The following is a 17,640-nucleotide window of genomic DNA, read 5'->3' on the forward strand; positions in this document are numbered from 1 at the left end:
ATGGGCATCGGGGACGGCCGCGACCAGGTGCCGGGACCCATCAGCTGCTGCGCCAGCCGGTCGAGGTCACGGAAGGGGTCAGTGCGCATCAACATCGGAAAACACCTCCAGAGGGTTCAGGAAGTGGCTGCCCATGCGCTCGGGTGCGCTCACTGACACCGTTGTAGCATGTCATCCAATGGATGACAAACGTGGTGTCGTCCATTGGATGACACTTGGGAGGTGCCCGTGACCCCAGCCGACCCCTCACCCACAACCGGCACGAACGCCCTTGGCCCGGCATCGTTCCTCGCCGCCACGGTGGCCCTTGCCGCCATGGAGTACTCCTTCCCAGACCTGCCCGGCGATCTGCCGCCCCTGCGTGATCCGGACGCCCGCGCCGGTGCCGCCCGGGCAACCGGCCCAGGTCAGCTGTCGGTGCACGAGGGCCAGGTGTCCGCCGCCCAGTGCCCCCAGCTCGGCCAGCCTGCCGGTGGGGTGGGGATCTCGCCACCGGCGAGTTCGTCGGCGTCAGGCACCTGGAACTGCTCCCGCCAGGCGTCCAGGTCGGCCTCGCTCATGGGGAACGTCTGATGCGGTGTTGTTTCCTGGCGGTGCGCGACGCGAGCGAGCTGGACGTCCTTGTCCACGGGCACGTAGACCACCTGGCACGATGCACCGGCCGCCCGGGACAGCCAGCGCAGCGCCGACCGTTCATCACGGCTCCAGAGTCCGAAGTCGAGCACGACGCTGGTCCCCAGGCTCAGCGCCTGCAGGGCAACCGAGATGAGCCGCCCTTCGAGCACCCGGCGCTTGCCGTCGGCCATGGAATCGCCGAACAGCGGGATCATCCAGTGATCCGGGGTCAGCCGCAGCGCGCGGTGGGTTTCGGCGAGCTCTTTGGCACGGGTGGTTTTTCCAGCTCCGGGGAGCCCGACCATCAGGAGCAGGATGGCAGCACGTGAGTGCTGCGTAGCGCGGCGGGCGGCTGCACGCGGATGCTGCGCGTCGAAACGCTGTGACTGGGACATGACTTCCCTGATCAGGCAGGACGAACCGGCGTCACACGAATATGAGTGACTGCCAGCAGGACACTGATCCGGCGGTACGTCATGGCACCGCCCCCTGGAGGGGGCGGACATTGGCCGCGGTTACAGCAACCGCGGTACCGCCGCTAAGCGGCGGTTGTCGTCATGGGAGCACAGCAGCACACGCCTTGATCGTAGCGGATCGACTGTGCGCCGGGCGGCGTGGATGGCCGGCATGGTGGCGGGCAGGTGACGTGGTTCCACGGCAGCGCAATGACAGCCGGGTGTCAGCGGCGCGCGGGTGTCGCGCTGCTCTGACTCCCCACCCGCCTCTCGCGGTCGTTCACGGAGCGAGGGAGAAATAGTTCTCTTCCTCCTGGGTGAAGTGCAGACGCAGGACGGTGTTGAGGCCGTAGAGGCAGGAGCGGAGGTCGTCGAGCTGCTCGGTGGAAAGGCCCCCGTCTGCCTCGGCCAGCTGCAGGTGGGTGGCGATGCGGCGGGAGAGGCGTTCGATCTCGGTGTGGGCCCGGCTCATGGTGGCGGTGGCCTCGGGGCCGCCGAGGGCGGGGGCGAGGGCGGGGTAGAGCTCGTGCTCCTCTGCGTACTCGTGCGGCAGCAGCCGTTCGGTGAGCAGACGGTGGGCCTCTTGTACTGCGGCCAGGGCCGTCGGGCCGGCGCTGTCGGAGAGACGGTCGGCCGCGTCGCGTACGGATGCCAGGACGTCCTGGAGGTCGTCGTGTTCGGCGGCGAAGCGGTGGATGAGGGCTTCGGCAGCGGGGGTGAGGGCCGGGTGCGCGGCTCGGCCGACGCGCAGCGCACGCAGAGCGTTGAGGATGACGGCGACATCGATGCCCTCTTGGATCAGGGCGCCGACGGCGGGCGGAAGGAAGCCGGCCGCGGCTGCGGCCATGCCGGCCAGGGACATCAGCATGCCGCCGAGGGCGCTCTGTACAGCAATGTGGCGGGTCCGTTGGGCGATGGTGACGGCGTCGGCGAGGCGGTCGACACGGTCGGTGGTCAGGACGATGTCGGCGGCTTCTGAGGAGGCGGTGGACCCTCGAGCGCCCATGGCGACGCCAATGTCGGCGGCGGCGAGGGCGGGGGCGTCGTTGACGCCGTCGCCGACCATCACGGTGACCGCACGTTGGCGTTCTGCGCGTACGGCGGCGACCTTGTCGGCGGGACCGAGTTCGGCGCGCACGTCGTCCAGGCCGAGGACGGCGGCTACCTCCTGGGCGGGTGCGGCGCGGTCGCCGGTGAGTATCAGCAGCCGTTCGATGCCCGCCGCCCGCAGGTGACGCAGAGTGCGGGGTGCGTCGTGGCGGAGAGGGTCGCGCAGCAGGACGGCGCCGGCCGGCTGTCCGTCGACGGTGAGCCATGCGACGGCCGCGCCGTCGAGGAGCGCGCGGTTGTCGACGGCCTTCGCCCAGCCCGGCCGGGCGGTCGCCGCGCCTGTACGGCCTACCGAGACCTGGTGCCCCTCCACGGTTCCGGTGGCGCCCCGGCCGGGTTCCTCGGTGACGTCCGTCGGGACCGAGAGCGCCAGTCCGCGTTCGCGGGCGGCGTTGACGATGGCCTGGGCGAGGACGTGCGGTGAGTACTGGTCGAGGGAGGCGGCGAGGCGCAGTACTTCGGCGGCTTTGACATCGGGCGCGGCGATCACGTCGAGGACGCGGGGGCGGCCGCGGGTGAGGGTGCCGGTCTTGTCCAGCAGGAGGGTGCGGGCCCGGCCGAGGTTCTCCAGGGCGCCGCCGTCGCGGATGACGACGCCGAGTCGGGAGGCGCGCGAGAGGCCGGAGACCACGGCGACCGGGGCAGCCAGCAGGAGAGGGCAGGGGGTTGCGACCACCAGAACGGCGACAGCCCGTACCGCGGACCCGCTGATCAGCCAGGCCAGGCCCGCCACTGCGAGCGACAGCGGAAGGAACCAAGCCGCGTACCGGTCGGCCAGCCGCACGACGGGCGCGGACTCGGCGCCCGCCTGCCGGGCCAACCGTACGATCCCGGCATAGGTGCTGTCCTGCTCGCCGGCGGTGGCGCGCAGCTCGAAAGCGCCGCCGGCATTGACCACGCCACTGCGTACCGTCTCGTCGCGGGCCCGCTCGACCTGGAGGGCCTCACCGGTGAGGACCGACTCGTCGAGGACTGCGGCGTCGCTCTCCACCCGGCCGTCGACAGGGACGACCTCGCCGGGGCCGACGACGAGCAGGTCACCGACAGCCACCTCGGCCAGCGGCACCGAGGCCACACCGGCGTCGGTGCGGCGGCGCGCGGAGCGCGGCGCGTGCTCCAGCAGGGCCCGGAGGTCGTGGGAGGCGCGCCGCTGGGCGGCGGCTTCCAGGGTGCGGCCGGTGGCGAGCATCAGCGCGATCAGCGCACCGGCGAGGTATTCGTGGACGGCCAGGGTGCCGCCGAGCGCGAGGACGGCGATGAGGTCCACGCCCACGTGCCCGTGCCGCAGTGCGGCGAGTACCCATGCCACCGCGGGGATGACGGCGGAGAGGGTGCCCAGTCCCCAGAAGAGGTCGGCGAGGTCGCCTGCCCCCGTGAGCCAGGCGATGCCGCCGGCTGTCAGCGTCGCCGCGGTGACAGCCAGGAGGACGGATTCGAGCCGTGGCGACCCGATCGCCGGGGGCAAGCGGCGCAGCTGCGCTGTGAACGTGCGGGGGGTCATGGCATACCTCGGTCCGTCCGGCGCGGTGATCGTGAAACCGGTTCCTCTCCATCGCAACGCGCCACCGGGTGTCCACGGCAGGGGACGTCCGGCCCTGATTGAGGGCCATGCAGACGGTGCCCGTGCGTGCTGGTCATGGCCGGCCCCGGTCTGTGTGCAGGGCAAAGCGAGGGCCGGCGATGCCGGCTCGGTGTGCGTGAGAGCGCAGCCGGCCGAGAGTCGGGCAGGGGCCACAAAGCCGGCCTGGCGAGGAGAGGCGGGATGAGGAGACCGGTCGTTGTGGGAGTCGACGGCTCACCGTCCAGCCTGGATGCGGTCGGGACGGCGGAACACGAGGCGTTGCGGAGTGGGGGCGGCCTGCGACCGGTGCACGCCTTCTGGTGGCCTCGATTCATCCACCGCCTGGTGGACTGCCCTGGGATCCTGCCAGGGTGGGGGTGCGTGAGCTGGATGACGGCACGCCGGCGGAGGCAGAACAACGGGCACGCGAGATCGCACCCCGGCTGGACATCACGCGTCAGGTCACCGTGGGCGAGCCGCTGATGGTCCTGGAGATCGAGTCGCGCACCGCCTTTCTCGTCGTGGTGGGAAGCCGCGGGCTGGGCGCGTTCGGCAGCCTGCTCCTCGGTTCCACCGCCGTACATCTGGCCGCGTACGGTCACTGCCCGGTGCTGGTGGTGCGGGGCACGCCGAACCCGGCCGGTCCCGTCCTCCTGGCGGTGGACGGCTCCCCGGCGGGCGAACGCGCTGTCGAATTCGCGTTCGCCGAGGCGAAGATGCGCGGAGCGGTCCTGCCGGCCCTGCGTGTGGAACGCCTGGAGCGAACGGGCCTACGAGGGACCGGGCGACTCGCTGAACACGGTGGTCGACATCGACCGGCTCCGTGAGGAGGAGCAACGGCTACTGGACGAGACCCTGGCCCCGTGGCAGACGCACTGTCCGCAGGTCACGGTGATCCGGCGCCTGGTGCGCTCCCGGATCCGCCCGGCGTTGAATCTAGGCGGGTCAGGACACGCAGCTGGTCGTGGCCGGTGCCCGTGGACGCGGTGGATTCACCGGCCTGCTGCTCGGCTCGGTCAGCCAGGCCCTGCCGCATCACGCGCACTGCTCCGTGGCGGTGGTCCGCGGCAAGGAGTGACCACCGCCACGCGTTCGCCGGTATGCGTCGGCAGTGCCGGTCAGACAAGTGGGCTGCCGCGGATTGGGGGAAGGCGCGGCCGAGTCCAGGGTGGTGAACGGCCCTGGGCGGAACGTCGTGCTCTGCGAAAGGTCCGTCACCTGTGGACAGCGGAGCCGGGGGAGGCGTTGAGTCCTCCGGCCCTATTTCTGGGAACTGTGGCCCATATCGCCCGAGGTCTCACTGATCCATCCTGGCGGCACTGGAGCAATCAGCCGAGGGAAGTGATCGGCATGATGTGGTATGGCGACGGATGGGGCTGGGGCGGCTGGATCGTCATGACGGTGTTCATGGTGCTGTTCTGGGCCGTCCTGATCGTCGGGCTCATCGCACTCGTGCGCTTCCTCAGCGGTGCGCGTCACCAGCAGCCGGGTCTCCCACCACCGTCCGGTGAGGGCGGGTGGCAGGACCGGCAGGCCGAGAACCTGCTCGCCGAGCGGTTCGCACGCGGGGAGATCGACGAGGACGAGTACAAACGTCGGTATGCGTTGCTTCGGGAGCACCGATGAACGCGCGCGGTCGCCGAGGGGTGTGGTCGGTGATCGCCGTTGCCGCCGCGGCCTTGGTGCTGGGCGTGGCCACAATGGGTCTGATGGCCGCGTCCGGCTCCTTCCACAGGACGGGACCGGCCTCCTGGCGAGGTCAGAGTGCACGATGCAGCGCACCGGACGCGAAAGGCCGCGCGGTCGATGTGACGGTGTGGGACATGGGGCGCATGATGCGTGGCCCGAGCTGGTCTCCGGACAACGGTCGTGCCGGCTGGTACGGCATGGGCATGATGCGCATGGCGGCCCACCCCATGACGATCCCGACGGGAAAGGTGACCTTGCGGGTGGTCAATGCGGGAACCCTCGCGCACGAGGTGATCGTGTTGCCGCTGCCGGCGGGCCAGGCTGCCGGAGGACGTGCCATCGGCTCCGACGGCCGGGTGTCGGAAGCAGGCAGTTTCGGCGAGGCGTCGCGCACCTGTGGCAGCGGTGCCGGAGACGGTATCGACCCCGGTGCGGCAGGCTGGACCACGGTGACGCTGCGGCCGGGCCGCTATGAGCTGCTGTGCAACGTCCGGGGCCACTACGCGGCCGGCATGTACACGGAGCTGGACGTGACTCGGTGAGCGAAGGAATCGGTGGCTGCCAGAGTCGGGGGGGCAAGGGCGTTCCCGGACTCTGTCGCAGGGAAGCCGTTGTCTCGGTTCGGTGGGCATCAGCACCAGGCGGCGAAGGGGATGCGGGTCTGTTGCTCGAAGTGGCGAACCAGGAAGCGTCCCAGGATGCCGAGCTGGGCGACGAAGAAGTTCGTCGCGATGGAGGTCACGAGGCTGTTGAGGCCGCCGGGCAGGGCGGCCTTGTACCCGAGCAGATCCCCGGACGACGCGACGTGCGGCTCGATGACGGTCCCTGCGGCCTGAAGCCGGTTGAAGAACTCCGACTCGCCGGCCGCAGCCGCGCCGGCCAGGCTGACGACCTCGCGTAGTCGTACACGTGCGGGACGTTCGCGTGCCTGTCGCTCGGCCTTGGGGCGTTCGGCGGTGGTGGGGCGCCTGGGTGCCATGCCGTTGCCGGGGTCGATGCCGGCGACGGTACGACGGGCGATGTCGCTCCACTGCTCGTCACCGAGGACGGGGTCGCCGGGGCCGGTGCCCACGGAGCAGTGCCGGACGTGCTTGTCGGGAGTTGGCGCGGGCCGAGGTGATGAGTGGGGTCCTGTTTCGTGGCCGAGAGCCGCGGCCCGGGTCGTGGGTCATGCCGTCGAAGGATGCGACCAGGTGCGGGTCGATGTGCTGCTGTCGATCAGGGTGGCCAGGCACAGCTTGATTTCCTCTGCGTCGATGTCGGCCATGTCCCCGGCTGACACGGTGGACGCGGCGGGAGCGCTGAAGTCGCGCCGTAGCCAGTACGGCGCCGTCGGCCAGGTCGGGTCGGGCCGGACCGACGGCGCAGCGTGTGGGCGGCCAGGCCGAGCTAGGCCGTGCGCCTGGCCATGGTGTTCACCGACACACGCCGGCGGGCGCGCATCGGCTCGAGGTAGATCTTCGCGGTCCGTGAGTCCGCCAGGACTCATCGGAGATCCGCTTGGTCTCCTCCCGAACTCCCCGGCTGTCACGGACTCACGCCACGAGGGGAAGCACGGTCGGCCTCAGCTCGCGGCTGGCGGTGGGGAGAAGAGCTGCCCCGCCCTGGAGGGCGGGGCAGCATCACAGGGACTGGGGAGCGAAGGACCATCTCCCGGCCGCGGCGTCCGCAGCGCGGCGCAGGAGCCAGCGGGCAGCTTCCACCTCGCGGCCCACGCCGGAACCATCGCCCAGACGGACCCGGGCAAGTCCGTGCCGTCCGCAATCCGCGGACGGCTCAGAAACTACAGCCGGCACCCATGTGGAATACCCGGCGGGAATAGCGCGCGTGGCTCGCCACGTACGCAAGAGGACGGATTCCCCGGCGGCAAGGCCGTCCAGTTCCAGCTTCTGCATGGCGTCAGCGTTGTATGTGGCGAGGTGGTCTCGAGGGTCAGCGGCGTGGTCAGGGGACATTGCAGCGCACCTCCGCGTCAGTTGAGCTTCGAGAAGCAGACGCGGGAGACTGTGGACGCGGCAGAGCTGGCAGCAATGCTCAAAAGGATCCGTGAGCGAAACCGGCGGATACCTGGGCCGGATGTCAGCAGGGCTGCATCGTTACAGGGCCGGCACAGCGGAACTCGTTACCAGCAACGCGAAGACGGGATCGTCGGCCCAGGCGCCGGGTGAGGTTCACCAGGTGCCTTCGCCGCCGCAGGTTTCGCAGTCGTCGGCGATTTCGTTACCGCCGCACTCGGCGCAATCGCCAGAGCCCTCGCATTCCCCGCAGAGTCGATCTTCTTCCTCGACTTCCTCCTGCCTCTGTGGAGATGCCGGCGGTCTCTTCCTCAGCGGGGAGGTGCTGGTCGGCCAGTCGGTTGACCTCGACGCCAGTGACTTAACGGCTGCCGAACGGCGCACCCGTCGGCGTGTCCGCAGGCCAGGACAGTGAGAGATGCATCAAGACGCGCTGGGGCCCGCACTGTCTACGGTTCTGATGCGCTCCGGTCAGCGAGGGTCGCGGCGGTACGGCGTGCCACCTCGGCTTCGGCTGGCCTGCCGCACCGCTCCAGGATCTCGGCGTGTTCCGCCAACATCCCTGAAATATCTGCTATCGCCACTGCAGCATCAGCAGTTGTTGCGCGCCCGCAGGTGTCGACAACAAGGTCAATAACTTCCCGCGCCGCAGCCGTGCGTCCGAGCGCCTCCAGGCAAAGAGCCCGAACGGCGAGAACCTCAGCCAGATCCTTGTTAAATGCTGCGGGTCGATCGGCCGCGAGGCTCCGACAGGCCGTCTCAGCTTCCTCGGTCGCCCAAAGCGCATCCTGCAATCGTCCGCATCCAAGCAACAGAGCCGCATGTATCATGAGCCCAGCTGGCAATAACGACCTGAACGCATCGGCGTTCCCCTCGGCCAGTCTACGGTAGGTGGTGACCGCTGCCTCCGAAACTGCGAGTGCCTCTTCGGCGCGGCCTAGCATTCCCAGACATACGGACTTGAAAATCAGTGCGCTCGCCATGTCGTCACTGCCCACTTCCGCAGCGCCGTCTCCGGGGCTCGCCACAGCCAAGCTCCGGTAGATGGCGACGGCTTCGTCAAACGCTGGCAGCGCATCTTCCGCGCGCCCGACGAAGAACAAAGCTCCGCCATAGTTCACCAGCGCATCGGCAAATGTGTGGCCGTACGTTGAAAGGTCACAGTCAGCCAGTTCACGAAGGAGCGTGACCGCCTCCTCAACGGAGGTCAGTGCCTCTGCCGAGCGGCCAGCGTGTACCAGGTAACCAGTCAATCCCATCAGGCTGTTGGCGAGGTCATACGTGAACTCTTGCGGTCTCTCGGCTTCAAGGCGCCGGAAAATGGTGACAGCATCCGTGGTTGCCGCGGCCGCCTCCGCGGCATGACCAGCATTCGAAAGCCTACTGCCGAGACTGATGAGCCGGTATGCACGCTGGTCGGTACCCGGCGATGTGAGGTGCACGATCCGACGCGCAATCACTACTGCCGGTTCTGCGAGAGCAAGCGTGCGGCCCGGGATGATGCTGTCGAAAGCTAGCAGGGTCGCCGCGTCAATTTCCTCCTCCTCCACTGTCTGCGCGATGAGACTGCCGACAGCAGGGTCGGTCTCGATCGCGACTGTGATCAGCGGCGGGATCAGCGCATGCGGAAAGGCAGCCAACGCTTCCTGGAGCCAGGTGATGACCCGGCTGTCGGTCTGGGCGGCGCGAACCGCAATGGTCAACGCTCGCAGCAATCGCCGTGACTCAAGTGCCGTAAGCATCGACTGCAGCGGGCCCGGATCATTGGCCAGCAGATCTCCGATGAGTCGCTCGGCGAGCCGGTCCGGCTGTAATGAACCCAGCCATTCTGGGTACCCGACAGTGCTGCCGACCGAATCGGCCGGGTATAGGTCGCGCAGCCAACGCGCAGCCCTTCCACGTAGTCCCGGTGACGCAACGAGATCGGGAACATATCTGAGCAGATCGGCGGCAGCGGTCTCGCTGTTGGCGCCTATCCATGTTCCCAGCGCGACCGCTCGGCGTTCAACGCTCGCATCGAGGAGGAGCACGCGGGCCCGCGCCGTTTGGTGCCAATAGCGCTCTTCATGTCGGAGCAGGCGAGCGAAAACGTCGGTGCCAACGCCAAGTGTTACCGTCGAGTCTGTTTCACCCTGTTGTTCAACCACGGCCAGCAGGGCCGCTGCGTGCAGGGCAAGGATTACTGTCTTCGGCTCGTGATCCGTGATGACTGCGTCGGGCGGAGGAAGGCGGAGCCTCGCAGCAAACGCACTAACCGCGTCAACGAACGCTTCTTGACTGCTGCTAGCGGGCATCGCCTCAAGAGTGAGCGGTGGCGAGGCGATCAACGCCTCACTCAACGAGTCATCACAGCTATTGAGGAGTTCCTCCCACCACTCTCCGGCGCTACGCGCCAAGAGCAGGATCCGAAGCGGCGGCTGGTCCGGAACGCTCGCCGCGGCCCGAACTAGTTGCAGCAGGCCATTCCTTGTCTCGGCGTAGTCGACCACCAAGAGCACTGATTGACGCAACTCGCTCGCGATACGAACGGCATCGGCCTCTTCGCCCCGACGTACCCATCGCGTCTGCCATTTCGCATCAACGAGGTCGCGTCCGAGCTGCACGGTCAAACGGGTCTTTCCGGCACCACCTTCCCCAGTGATCAGCCGCACTTTCTGCTGCTGGGGAGTCTGGCACCATTGAAGCAACTCCGCCGACTCCGGCCGACGGCGAAAGGGGACAACCTCGTTCTCCGGCCGTAACAGATCCGTGATGCTCTCGGTCGCGGCGTGCGAAACCATCGGCTGAAACACGGATTCGGCGTGTTCAGCCGTCGCCTCGCGACTGTTCCACCGGGTGACGGCCGCCTCCCACAGCACTGGCGCAAAAAGTCCTCCCAGTCCAGTTGCGGCACCGATCCATGCTTCTGTCCAGAAGCCGAGCACGACCGCCACCACCACTGCACCACTGGCCAGGGCGATGACCCGTGTATCCACCCTCATGCTCGGAATCATCCCCTACAGAGCGTCAGGGCCGCGACGGTTGCGCACGCTTGAGTCTGTACGGTGAGTGGTGTACTCGCGAGCTGGAAGCGACAGTTGATGACTGACGTGACGAGTGATATCGAGGCCGGGGGGTCGTTGTGAGTGGGCTGGGCGCCGTGGATGACAGGCGGGTCGCCGAGGTGGTGGCCCGAGCCCAGGCCGGTGGGGGTGAAGCTCACCGGGGAGGGCGGTCTGCTACAGCAGCTGACCTGACCGGCGTACACGTGATCAGCGAGCGACGGACCTGACCTGGTCGACGGTCGACAGGGAGCTGGGCATCTCGTCGGTGATCCAGGCGTACTCCAGGGCCGCCAGGGCGGCACCCTTGCCGGTCGGCTCACTCGTCGGCTTCTCCGCAGGCCAGGACAGTGAGGGATGCGTTAAGTCACTGATATTGGGGCTAGGCGCCATACCGGTAACTTAGGGCTTTGGTGTTTGTTTGACCCGTTTGGGTTTGGTGGCGCCAACGAGGGTGATGGCCGCGGTGGGTAGCGGGTGCGAGGCTCGATGGACAGCACGTTTGAGAGGCCAGCCGGCGACTTTAGGTTTGATGAGCGGGGGTTGGTCCGGTGGCGTCGAGGAGGCAGGAGGCGTACGAGGAGCTCAGTGTGGGGGGGCTTTGATCGCGCGCGAGTCTGCCGGGGGGAAACGCCACCTGGTCGGTGGCCTGGCGGCGCACGACGCGCAGCGAGCGGGTGAAGGAGATCCGGTCGGGGTCCCGGTCGGCTTGTCGTGCGGCCTGGCGCAGGTGCCGGATGGCGTGGTGGACGAGCAGGAAGCCGTAGAGTTCCTGCTCGGCCCCATCGGGGTGCTGCGAACGCAGTACCAGGTGCGGCCCTTTGAGGTGGGTCTTGATTTCGTCGAGGGTGGACTCGAACTCCCATCGCTGGGCGTAGAGGGCGGCCAGTTCCGCGGCCGGGGCCTGGTCCGGGTCGAGGATCGTGGGGAGGAGCCGGTAGACGCCCTCATGGCCGGCGATGGTGTATTCCACCGCACGTACCGGCACTCCACGACGGGTGTGGTGGATGTCGCTGCGGTCGAAGATCTCGGTGAGGTAGGAGCCGTCCGGCAGCTGCTCGACCACCGGCAGCACGAGGTCCTTGCGGACTCGCCACAGCAGGTCCGCCCCGGTGGCCACGGCTGCGCGCCACAGGTCCACGCCGTAGAAGCCGCGGTCGGCCAGCAGCTGCATGCCCGGCCGCAGGGACAGCAGGACCGACTGGGCCAGAGCCCGCTCTCCGGTGCGCGGAGCTCCGATCGCAGCATCGAAGACGGCGTGAGTACCGCACTCCACCAGGCCGACCATGCGCAACTGCGGGTATCCGACATCCTGTTCACCGCGCCCGGAGCGGGGCGGACGGCCGAACGTCTCCACGTTCGCCTTCGTGTCGGGCAGGTCGAATGTGGTGCCGTCGATCGCGGTCAGCCGCCAGTCGCGGTAGAAGGCGCCCTGAGTGTCCGGTGTGGCAATCGGACGCCACACCCGCGCGAACAACTGCCGCAACGGCGCCACCCCCAGCCGGGACCCGGCTTTCCGGATCGCCGCCGTACTCGGCACCACCCATGACGTGAGCCAGCGCCGAGCACCCTGCAGACCCGTGGTCAGCAGCCGGGCGACTTCCTCATGGCTCTCCCCGGAGAACGGGCACATCGCCAACACGAAGTAGACCACCAGCCGGGCCGGTGCAACAGCCGGGCCGGTGCAACAGCCGGTTCCGCTGCTGCACCGGCCCCGTCTCCGCCAACACCTCGTCCACCAGCGACTGAGGAAACGCCTGTGTCAGCACCCCGACCGCGATACGGTCCGACAACCGCTCACCAGATGACTTCAGTTGACCCGCTCTTGCCACACCGACAACAACGGCCGCCCTGCCCCTAAATTACCGGTATTGGGGCTAGGAGGGTCGGGCGTGACTGGCGTGGGATCGGATGAGGTCCGGGTCGGAGGGCGGCTGAACGGCGGGCCGCTGTGATTTGATCACACTCGGATCGATATGGATAATGTGGGCGTATCCGCCCGTGTCGAATCTCTGGTACGTGCGTCGGTAATGCGCGTTGTTGTGGGCGTCGACGGTGGAGTCCGCGTCGTCCTTCACCTCTTGGGCCACGAGACCCGTGTGCAGCTTGTCCGAGTAGTCCGAGTTGAAGATGACGACCACGTCGCCGGGTTGAGCCTGGGCGGGGTTGTTGCCGATGTCCGCGCCGAGTTTGTAGTCCATGATGAAGTCGTAGAGGCTCCGGTAGCCGATGACGTCCGAGATCAGCAAGAGGTCGTATTCCTTGCCGTTCGGTGCCTTGTAGTGGTAATAGGAATCCTGAGGATCATCCGGCCTGAGTCCGGGGATGAGGCCGCCCGCGGCCAGAGCGCGAGCGACGAACTCGGCGCATTCGAAATAGGGCTGAGCCTGGCCCTCCTTCACCCGCGGGATGTTGTCGTCCCATGCGCTCCAGTTCCAGTGGGTGTCCGCGTACTGGACGGCCGTCTTGCGCCAGTCGTCGGAAGCACGGGCGGCTTTCTGCGTCTTCTGGTGCGCGGCTGGAACCGCTTGCACGTGACCGGCGCTCATCCCCAGAAGTGCGGCTCCCAGGGTGACGGCGGGGAAAATGCGAAGGGATTTCCTCAGGACGGGCATGGAGGGCGCCTCTCTGTAGTTTCAGGTATCGCGCGCGGTCGTGCACTCGTGTGGCGGCACGCTGCCGTACCTCAGGACGATTTTGTCCGCGGAGCAACCCTTTACCTGCGGTCTGCCGAAAACTCACTCGGTAGGCCGAAGGAAATCCCCTCAGCGCACTCTCAATTCCGCAGGGCTGTTCCAAACGGGATCTCGGCCGATGCGGCTCCAGCGCGACCGGCACGGCGTCGTCAACTTCGGCGAGCGGCCGCCGGGCCGTCGGTTGCCGAGGCGAACGGACCGTGACCGGACCGAAGACGCCTGCATGGTCCCCCCGCTCCTCGGCTCGGCGGCTGGGCTCTCACCGGCCACCGTCACCCGGCTCACCCAGCAGTGGCAGGCCGACCATGCCGCCTTCATGGACCGCGACCTGTCCGAGGCCGACTACGTGTACGTGTGGGCCGATGGCATCCACCTCAACGTCCGGTTGGAGCAGGACAAAGCCTGCGTCCTGGTCCTCATCGGGGTCCGCGTCGACGGCTCGAAGGAGCTGGTCGCTTTCCAGAACGGCTACCGCGAATCCGCAGCATCCTGGGCGGACCTGATGCTCGACTGCGCCCGCCGGGGCATGCGCGCCCCGGTCCTGGCGGTCGGCGACGGCGCCCTGGGCTTCTGGAAGGCCCTGTCCGAGGTGTTCCCGGCCACCTGCGAGCAAAGGTGCTGGACTGACAAAACGGCTGCCATCCAGGACATCTGCAACGCCGAGGACCGCGACCACGCCGAAACGGCGATCAAAACGTCCGCCAAAGCTCTGCGCCGCGAAGTTGCGTGAGGCTCGGGACCAAGGTGACCCGCGTCTCCGGCTCCCGCGCCGCCGTCCTGGCCATGGTCTTCAAACTCGTCGAGTCCGCCCAGCAGTGGTGGACGGCGGTCAACGCACCCCACCTCGTCGCCCTCGTCCGGCCTTGATGCAGCCGTTGTGGTCCAGGTCGGGCCGGCCTTTGGAACAGTTCGCGGCGGGGATCGTGGCCGATGGCGACGACAGGCCGGTCACGTCCGGGTCGCGGGTCTTGCCGGTGAAGACGTCGTGCAGGACGAGGCCGGAGAGCTTGCCGCCTTCTTCCTTGAGCCCGCGGATCCCGGTGTCGAAAGCGAAGAAGATCTTTTCGTCGGAGAAGTCGGGGTTCTGCATCACCTGGTAGGCCCACAGGCTGGAGCCACGGTGGACGACGGTGATGGAGCGGACGAAGCGGGTGAGGAATGTGGCCTCCTCCATCACGGTGTCGTCGCCGCCGACGACCACGATGTCGCGGTCGTGGAAGAGGAAGCCGTCGCGGGTCGCGCACCAGGACACCCCGCGGTCCGAGAGTTCGTCCTCCTTGGGGATGTCGAGCTTGCGGCAGCCAGAGCCGGTGGGGACGATCACGGACTTGGCGCGGTGCATGGTGCCCGTGGTGTCGGAGACGGTCTCGATGTCGGTGGTGACGTCGGCCGAGACGATGTCATCGTCGATCACCTCGGCACCGGACCGCCCAGCCTGGGCGTGCATGTCGGCCATGGGGCCGTCGATGCCGTCGATGCCGTCGGGAGAGCCGGGGGAGTTTTCGACCCCGGTCGTCGTGGTGGGCGTACCGCCGACTCGGTTGGCGCCGCCGAAGATCAGCGCCTTGAGCTGGGCCCGCGCGGTGCAGAGGGCGGCGGTGCATCCGGCGGGGCCGGAGCCTGGTTGCATCCCTGGCCTGTCTGGGGGGGCGGTGGGGAGATCCTGCGTGATACCGCTCACGTCCGCCTGTGCTGGACCGTCCGCTCACGGTTTCCGGCGTGCAGGGGCCGCCAAAGCCGCCGTCGGCGTGGCGTCCGTCCCAGCCCGAGTCCTGTGAATGTGACGTTTGATCGGCCGGGTGCGCTGGTATCCCAGGGCACTCCGGTGACGGCTGTGCCCAGCGATGGTTTATGACAACAACGGATCTTCTGGGTGGGGCATGAGAACTGAACACAGCGTCCGGCACGGTCGCCGTCGATCCGGTCCGAAGACGCGGACGTGGGTGGCGTTGGGGGCGGTAGTCGTCGGTGGCGGTGTGGCTGCGGCGACCGTCGCCCTGGCCGGCTCACCAGGCCATGGAGCGCCGTCCGTGCAGGGACCGGTCAAGACGCATGTCCACTCACTGTCCCTGACCGGAGAAGGTGCGTCGCTCAAGACGCTGGGGACCCGGTCCACAGCTCCGTTCAGCATGGTCGGTGTCACCTGGAACGGCGCGCACGCCAAGTTGCGCGGCACGGTGGAGGTACGGACCCGTTCCGCCACTGACGGGCACTGGACCCAGTGGCTGAAGATGCAGCAGCCGGACGGGCTCCCCGATGCCGCCGAGCTGAACCGTCCCGGTGTACGCGGCGGGATGTCCCCGATGTGGTCGGGGCCGTCGAACGGAATCCAGGTCCGCGCGACCGGCGCGGGCAGGACGACCGCGTTGCCCGCCGGGCTGCGGGTTGACCTGGTCGATCCGGGCAGGCCCGCCACCAGCGGAACGCGGGACTCCGGCATGGGGCTGGCGAACTACGCCATGGATGCGACGGCCGCCGACACCGCCTCCCCCACGGTCACCGACACCACCTCGCCGACGGACAGCCCCGCCCCGGCGGACACCGCGACGGCCACCACGGGCACCGGCGCCTCGGACACCCCGACCGCGACGGACTCCGTGCCGCCCACGGGCACCTCCACGGCGACGGACCCCGCCTCCGCCACCCCGTCCGCCGGGACCTCCGCCCCGACCTCGCCGAGCGCGTCCCCGACGGCCTGGCCCAGCCAGCTTCCGACGATGTCCGAGGCGTACCCGTCCTGCACGGCCGCCCCGTCCGCGTCGGCGACCCCGCCCGACCCGATGCCGGCCGCGACCGTCTCGGTGGTGGCACCGCCCACCGTGGTGACCCGGGCCGGCTGGGGCGCGGACGAGTGCGCGCGGGAATCGGGCTACCCGTCGTACGGCTCGGCTGCGAAGGTGATGTTCGTCCACCACACGGACACCACCAACAGCTACTCCTGCGCCGACTCCCCGGCGATCGTGCGAGGCATCTACGCCGAGCACCTCAACCAGGGCTGGCGCGACCTGGGTTACAACTTCCTCGTCGACAAGTGTGGGACGATCTTCGAGGGCCGCTTCGGTGGGATGGCGCTACCCGTCGTCGGCGCCCAGACCTACGGGTTCAACACCAACAGCATGGGCGTGGCCGCCATCGGTACTTACACCGACCTCAGCGGCGGCGACTCCACGGCCAGCACCTTCACCGGGGCCGCGCCGAGCCAGGCGATGCTGGGCTCCATCGCCCGCATCGCGGCCTGGAAGTTCGGCATGACCGGCGTGAACCCCGGCACCGGTACCGCGTCTCTGCCCGAGGGCGCCGGCGACAGCTACGGCTTCACCCTGGGCAAGAGCTACAGCTTCAACGCGATCTCCGGCCACCGCAACGGCTTCGCTACCGACTGCCCCGGCAACCAGCTCTACAACGCCCTCAGCACGATCCGCTCCTACGCGGCCGGCCCAGTCGGCGCGGTCTCCGTCACCGGTTTGTCCGGCGGAGCCACCAAGTCCGGGACGAGCTACTACACCAAGGGCGCGGCCACGGTGAGCTGGACGACCACCACGCCATCCGCTGTGATCTCCGGCTTCGACGTCCTGATCGACGGCAAGGCCGTGGCCCACGCCTCCGGCTCCGTCCGCTCCGCCTCGATCTCGGTCGCCTCCGGCAGCCACACCGTCCAGGTGCGCGCCACCCACGTCCGAGGGGCGACCACGCTTTCCGGCTCGGTCACCCTGGTCGGCGACACCACCGCGCCCACGTTCCCGACGGCTCCCGGAGTGCGAGTGCGCACCGGCACGGTGACTTCCACCTCTGTCCCGGTCACGGTGAGCTGGAAGGCCGCCGACAACGCGGCGCTCGCCAAAGTGACGGCGACCTCGCCGTCCTCGGCCACCTTCGGCCCGACGGTGACCTCCTGGTCGACCAGCGCCAAGCCCGGCACGTCGGACCTGTTCGCCCTGAAGGCGTACGACATGGCCGGCAACCCAGCCGCAGCCTCCGTCTACCGGACGCCGAAGATCGTCCAGGAGACCTCCACCACCCGGACCGGCACCTGGACGCACAAGAACAGCACCAGTTACCTGGGCGGGTACTCCTACGGTTCCTCGTCCGCCAGGGCCTCGATCAGCTGGACCTTCACCGGACGCTCGGTGGCCTGGATCGTCTCGCGGGCCTCCACCTCGGGTCAGGCGTACGTCTACGTCGACGGCACCAAGGCCACCACGGTGGACCTGAAGTCCTCCACCACCCTCTACCGCCAGGCCATCTGGACCAAGAGCTGGTCGACGTCCGCCAAGCACACCCTGAAAATCGTCGTGGTCGGCACCGCGGGCCGCCCGACCGTCACCACCGACGGCATCGCAACCGTCGGCTGAACCGCCGGCCGCACCTCACGAAGGAGCCCTCTGCCTCCGGGAAGTCCGGAGCGGAGGGCTCCTTCGGGCACATGAGGAATGCAGCCCCCACCGTCTCTCCCGAGCT

10 protein-coding genes and 4 pseudogenes are annotated in these 17,640 nt (G+C 68.5%); 5 read left to right on the plus strand and 9 right to left on the minus strand.

The genetic code is table 11. The annotated features are described in order from the left end of the window. The 3 genes and pseudogenes from ACFXI4_RS35150 to ACFXI4_RS35160 form a co-directional block, all read right to left on the minus strand. Window positions 1-95: pseudogene (locus tag ACFXI4_RS35150) on the minus strand (Hsp20/alpha crystallin family protein); the annotation flags it as partial. A gap of 312 nt (window positions 96-407) precedes the next feature. After that, window positions 408-1,010: an AAA family ATPase gene (locus ACFXI4_RS35155; RefSeq protein ID WP_384998821.1), complete on the minus strand. Its 603-nt coding sequence runs from the start codon at window positions 1,008-1,010 to the stop codon at window positions 408-410. Window positions 1,011-1,350: 340 nt separating this feature from the next. Further along, entirely contained in the window at window positions 1,351-3,681 is a 2,331-nt protein-coding gene (locus ACFXI4_RS35160) for a heavy metal translocating P-type ATPase (protein WP_384998824.1), read from the minus strand. Window positions 3,682-3,942: 261 nt separating this feature from the next. On the opposite strand from ACFXI4_RS35160, the pseudogene ACFXI4_RS35165 reads away from it, so the two are divergent. The 3 genes and pseudogenes from ACFXI4_RS35165 to ACFXI4_RS35175 all read left to right on the plus strand — a co-directional run bounded on the left by ACFXI4_RS35165 (window position 3,943) and on the right by ACFXI4_RS35175 (window position 5,972). Then, window positions 3,943-4,819, plus strand: a pseudogene (locus tag ACFXI4_RS35165) (universal stress protein). Between the two features lie 272 nt (window positions 4,820-5,091). Continuing rightward, window positions 5,092-5,367, plus strand: coding sequence for an SHOCT domain-containing protein (locus tag ACFXI4_RS35170; RefSeq protein ID WP_384998827.1), 276 nt, complete (start codon window positions 5,092-5,094; stop codon window positions 5,365-5,367). 29 nt (window positions 5,368-5,396) lie between these two features. Then, window positions 5,397-5,972, plus strand: a complete 576-nt coding sequence (locus ACFXI4_RS35175) for a hypothetical protein (protein ID WP_384998830.1) — start codon at window positions 5,397-5,399, stop codon at window positions 5,970-5,972. Window positions 5,973-6,061: 89 nt separating this feature from the next. On the opposite strand, the gene ACFXI4_RS35180 is transcribed toward ACFXI4_RS35175, so the two are convergent. The 5 genes and pseudogenes from ACFXI4_RS35180 to ACFXI4_RS35200 all read right to left on the minus strand — a co-directional run bounded on the left by ACFXI4_RS35180 (window position 6,062) and on the right by ACFXI4_RS35200 (window position 13,101). Beyond that, window positions 6,062-6,502, minus strand: a complete 441-nt coding sequence (locus ACFXI4_RS35180; protein ID WP_384998833.1) for a hypothetical protein — start codon at window positions 6,500-6,502, stop codon at window positions 6,062-6,064. 1,392 nt (window positions 6,503-7,894) lie between these two features. After that, window positions 7,895-10,426 (minus strand): tetratricopeptide repeat protein, encoded by a 2,532-nt coding sequence (locus ACFXI4_RS35185; protein WP_384998836.1) that lies wholly within the window; start codon window positions 10,424-10,426, stop codon window positions 7,895-7,897. Between the two features lie 270 nt (window positions 10,427-10,696). Next, on the minus strand, window positions 10,697-10,879 hold the full coding sequence (locus tag ACFXI4_RS35190; protein ID WP_384998839.1) for a hypothetical protein: 183 nt from the start codon (window positions 10,877-10,879) through the stop codon (window positions 10,697-10,699). Window positions 10,880-11,108: 229 nt separating this feature from the next. Then, a pseudogene (locus tag ACFXI4_RS35195) lies at window positions 11,109-12,318 on the minus strand (IS4 family transposase); the annotation flags it as partial. Between the two features lie 45 nt (window positions 12,319-12,363). Beyond that, window positions 12,364-13,101, minus strand: a complete 738-nt coding sequence (locus tag ACFXI4_RS35200; RefSeq protein WP_384998842.1) for an amidase domain-containing protein — start codon at window positions 13,099-13,101, stop codon at window positions 12,364-12,366. Window positions 13,102-13,420: 319 nt separating this feature from the next. On the opposite strand from ACFXI4_RS35200, the pseudogene ACFXI4_RS35205 reads away from it, so the two are divergent. Further along, window positions 13,421-14,049 (plus strand): annotated as a pseudogene (locus tag ACFXI4_RS35205) (transposase); the annotation flags it as partial. Here ACFXI4_RS35205 and ACFXI4_RS35210 read toward each other — a convergent pair. Next, window positions 14,012-14,812: an NAD(P)/FAD-dependent oxidoreductase gene (locus ACFXI4_RS35210; RefSeq protein ID WP_384998845.1), complete on the minus strand. Its 801-nt coding sequence runs from the start codon at window positions 14,810-14,812 to the stop codon at window positions 14,012-14,014. The pseudogene ACFXI4_RS35205 and the gene ACFXI4_RS35210 overlap by 38 nt on opposite strands. 400 nt (window positions 14,813-15,212) lie before the next feature. Here ACFXI4_RS35210 and ACFXI4_RS35215 point away from each other — a divergent pair, with 400 nt between their 5' ends. Next, window positions 15,213-17,534 carry an N-acetylmuramoyl-L-alanine amidase gene (locus tag ACFXI4_RS35215; RefSeq protein WP_384998848.1) on the plus strand — a complete coding sequence of 774 codons (2,322 nt, stop codon included), beginning with the start codon at window positions 15,213-15,215 and terminating at the stop codon, window positions 17,532-17,534. Window positions 17,535-17,640 lie beyond the last annotated feature (106 nt).

This window comes from Streptomyces sp. NPDC059224 (genome assembly GCF_042754285.1).
In the GTDB taxonomy this organism is placed as follows: Bacteria; Actinomycetota; Actinomycetes; order Streptomycetales; family Streptomycetaceae; genus Streptomyces.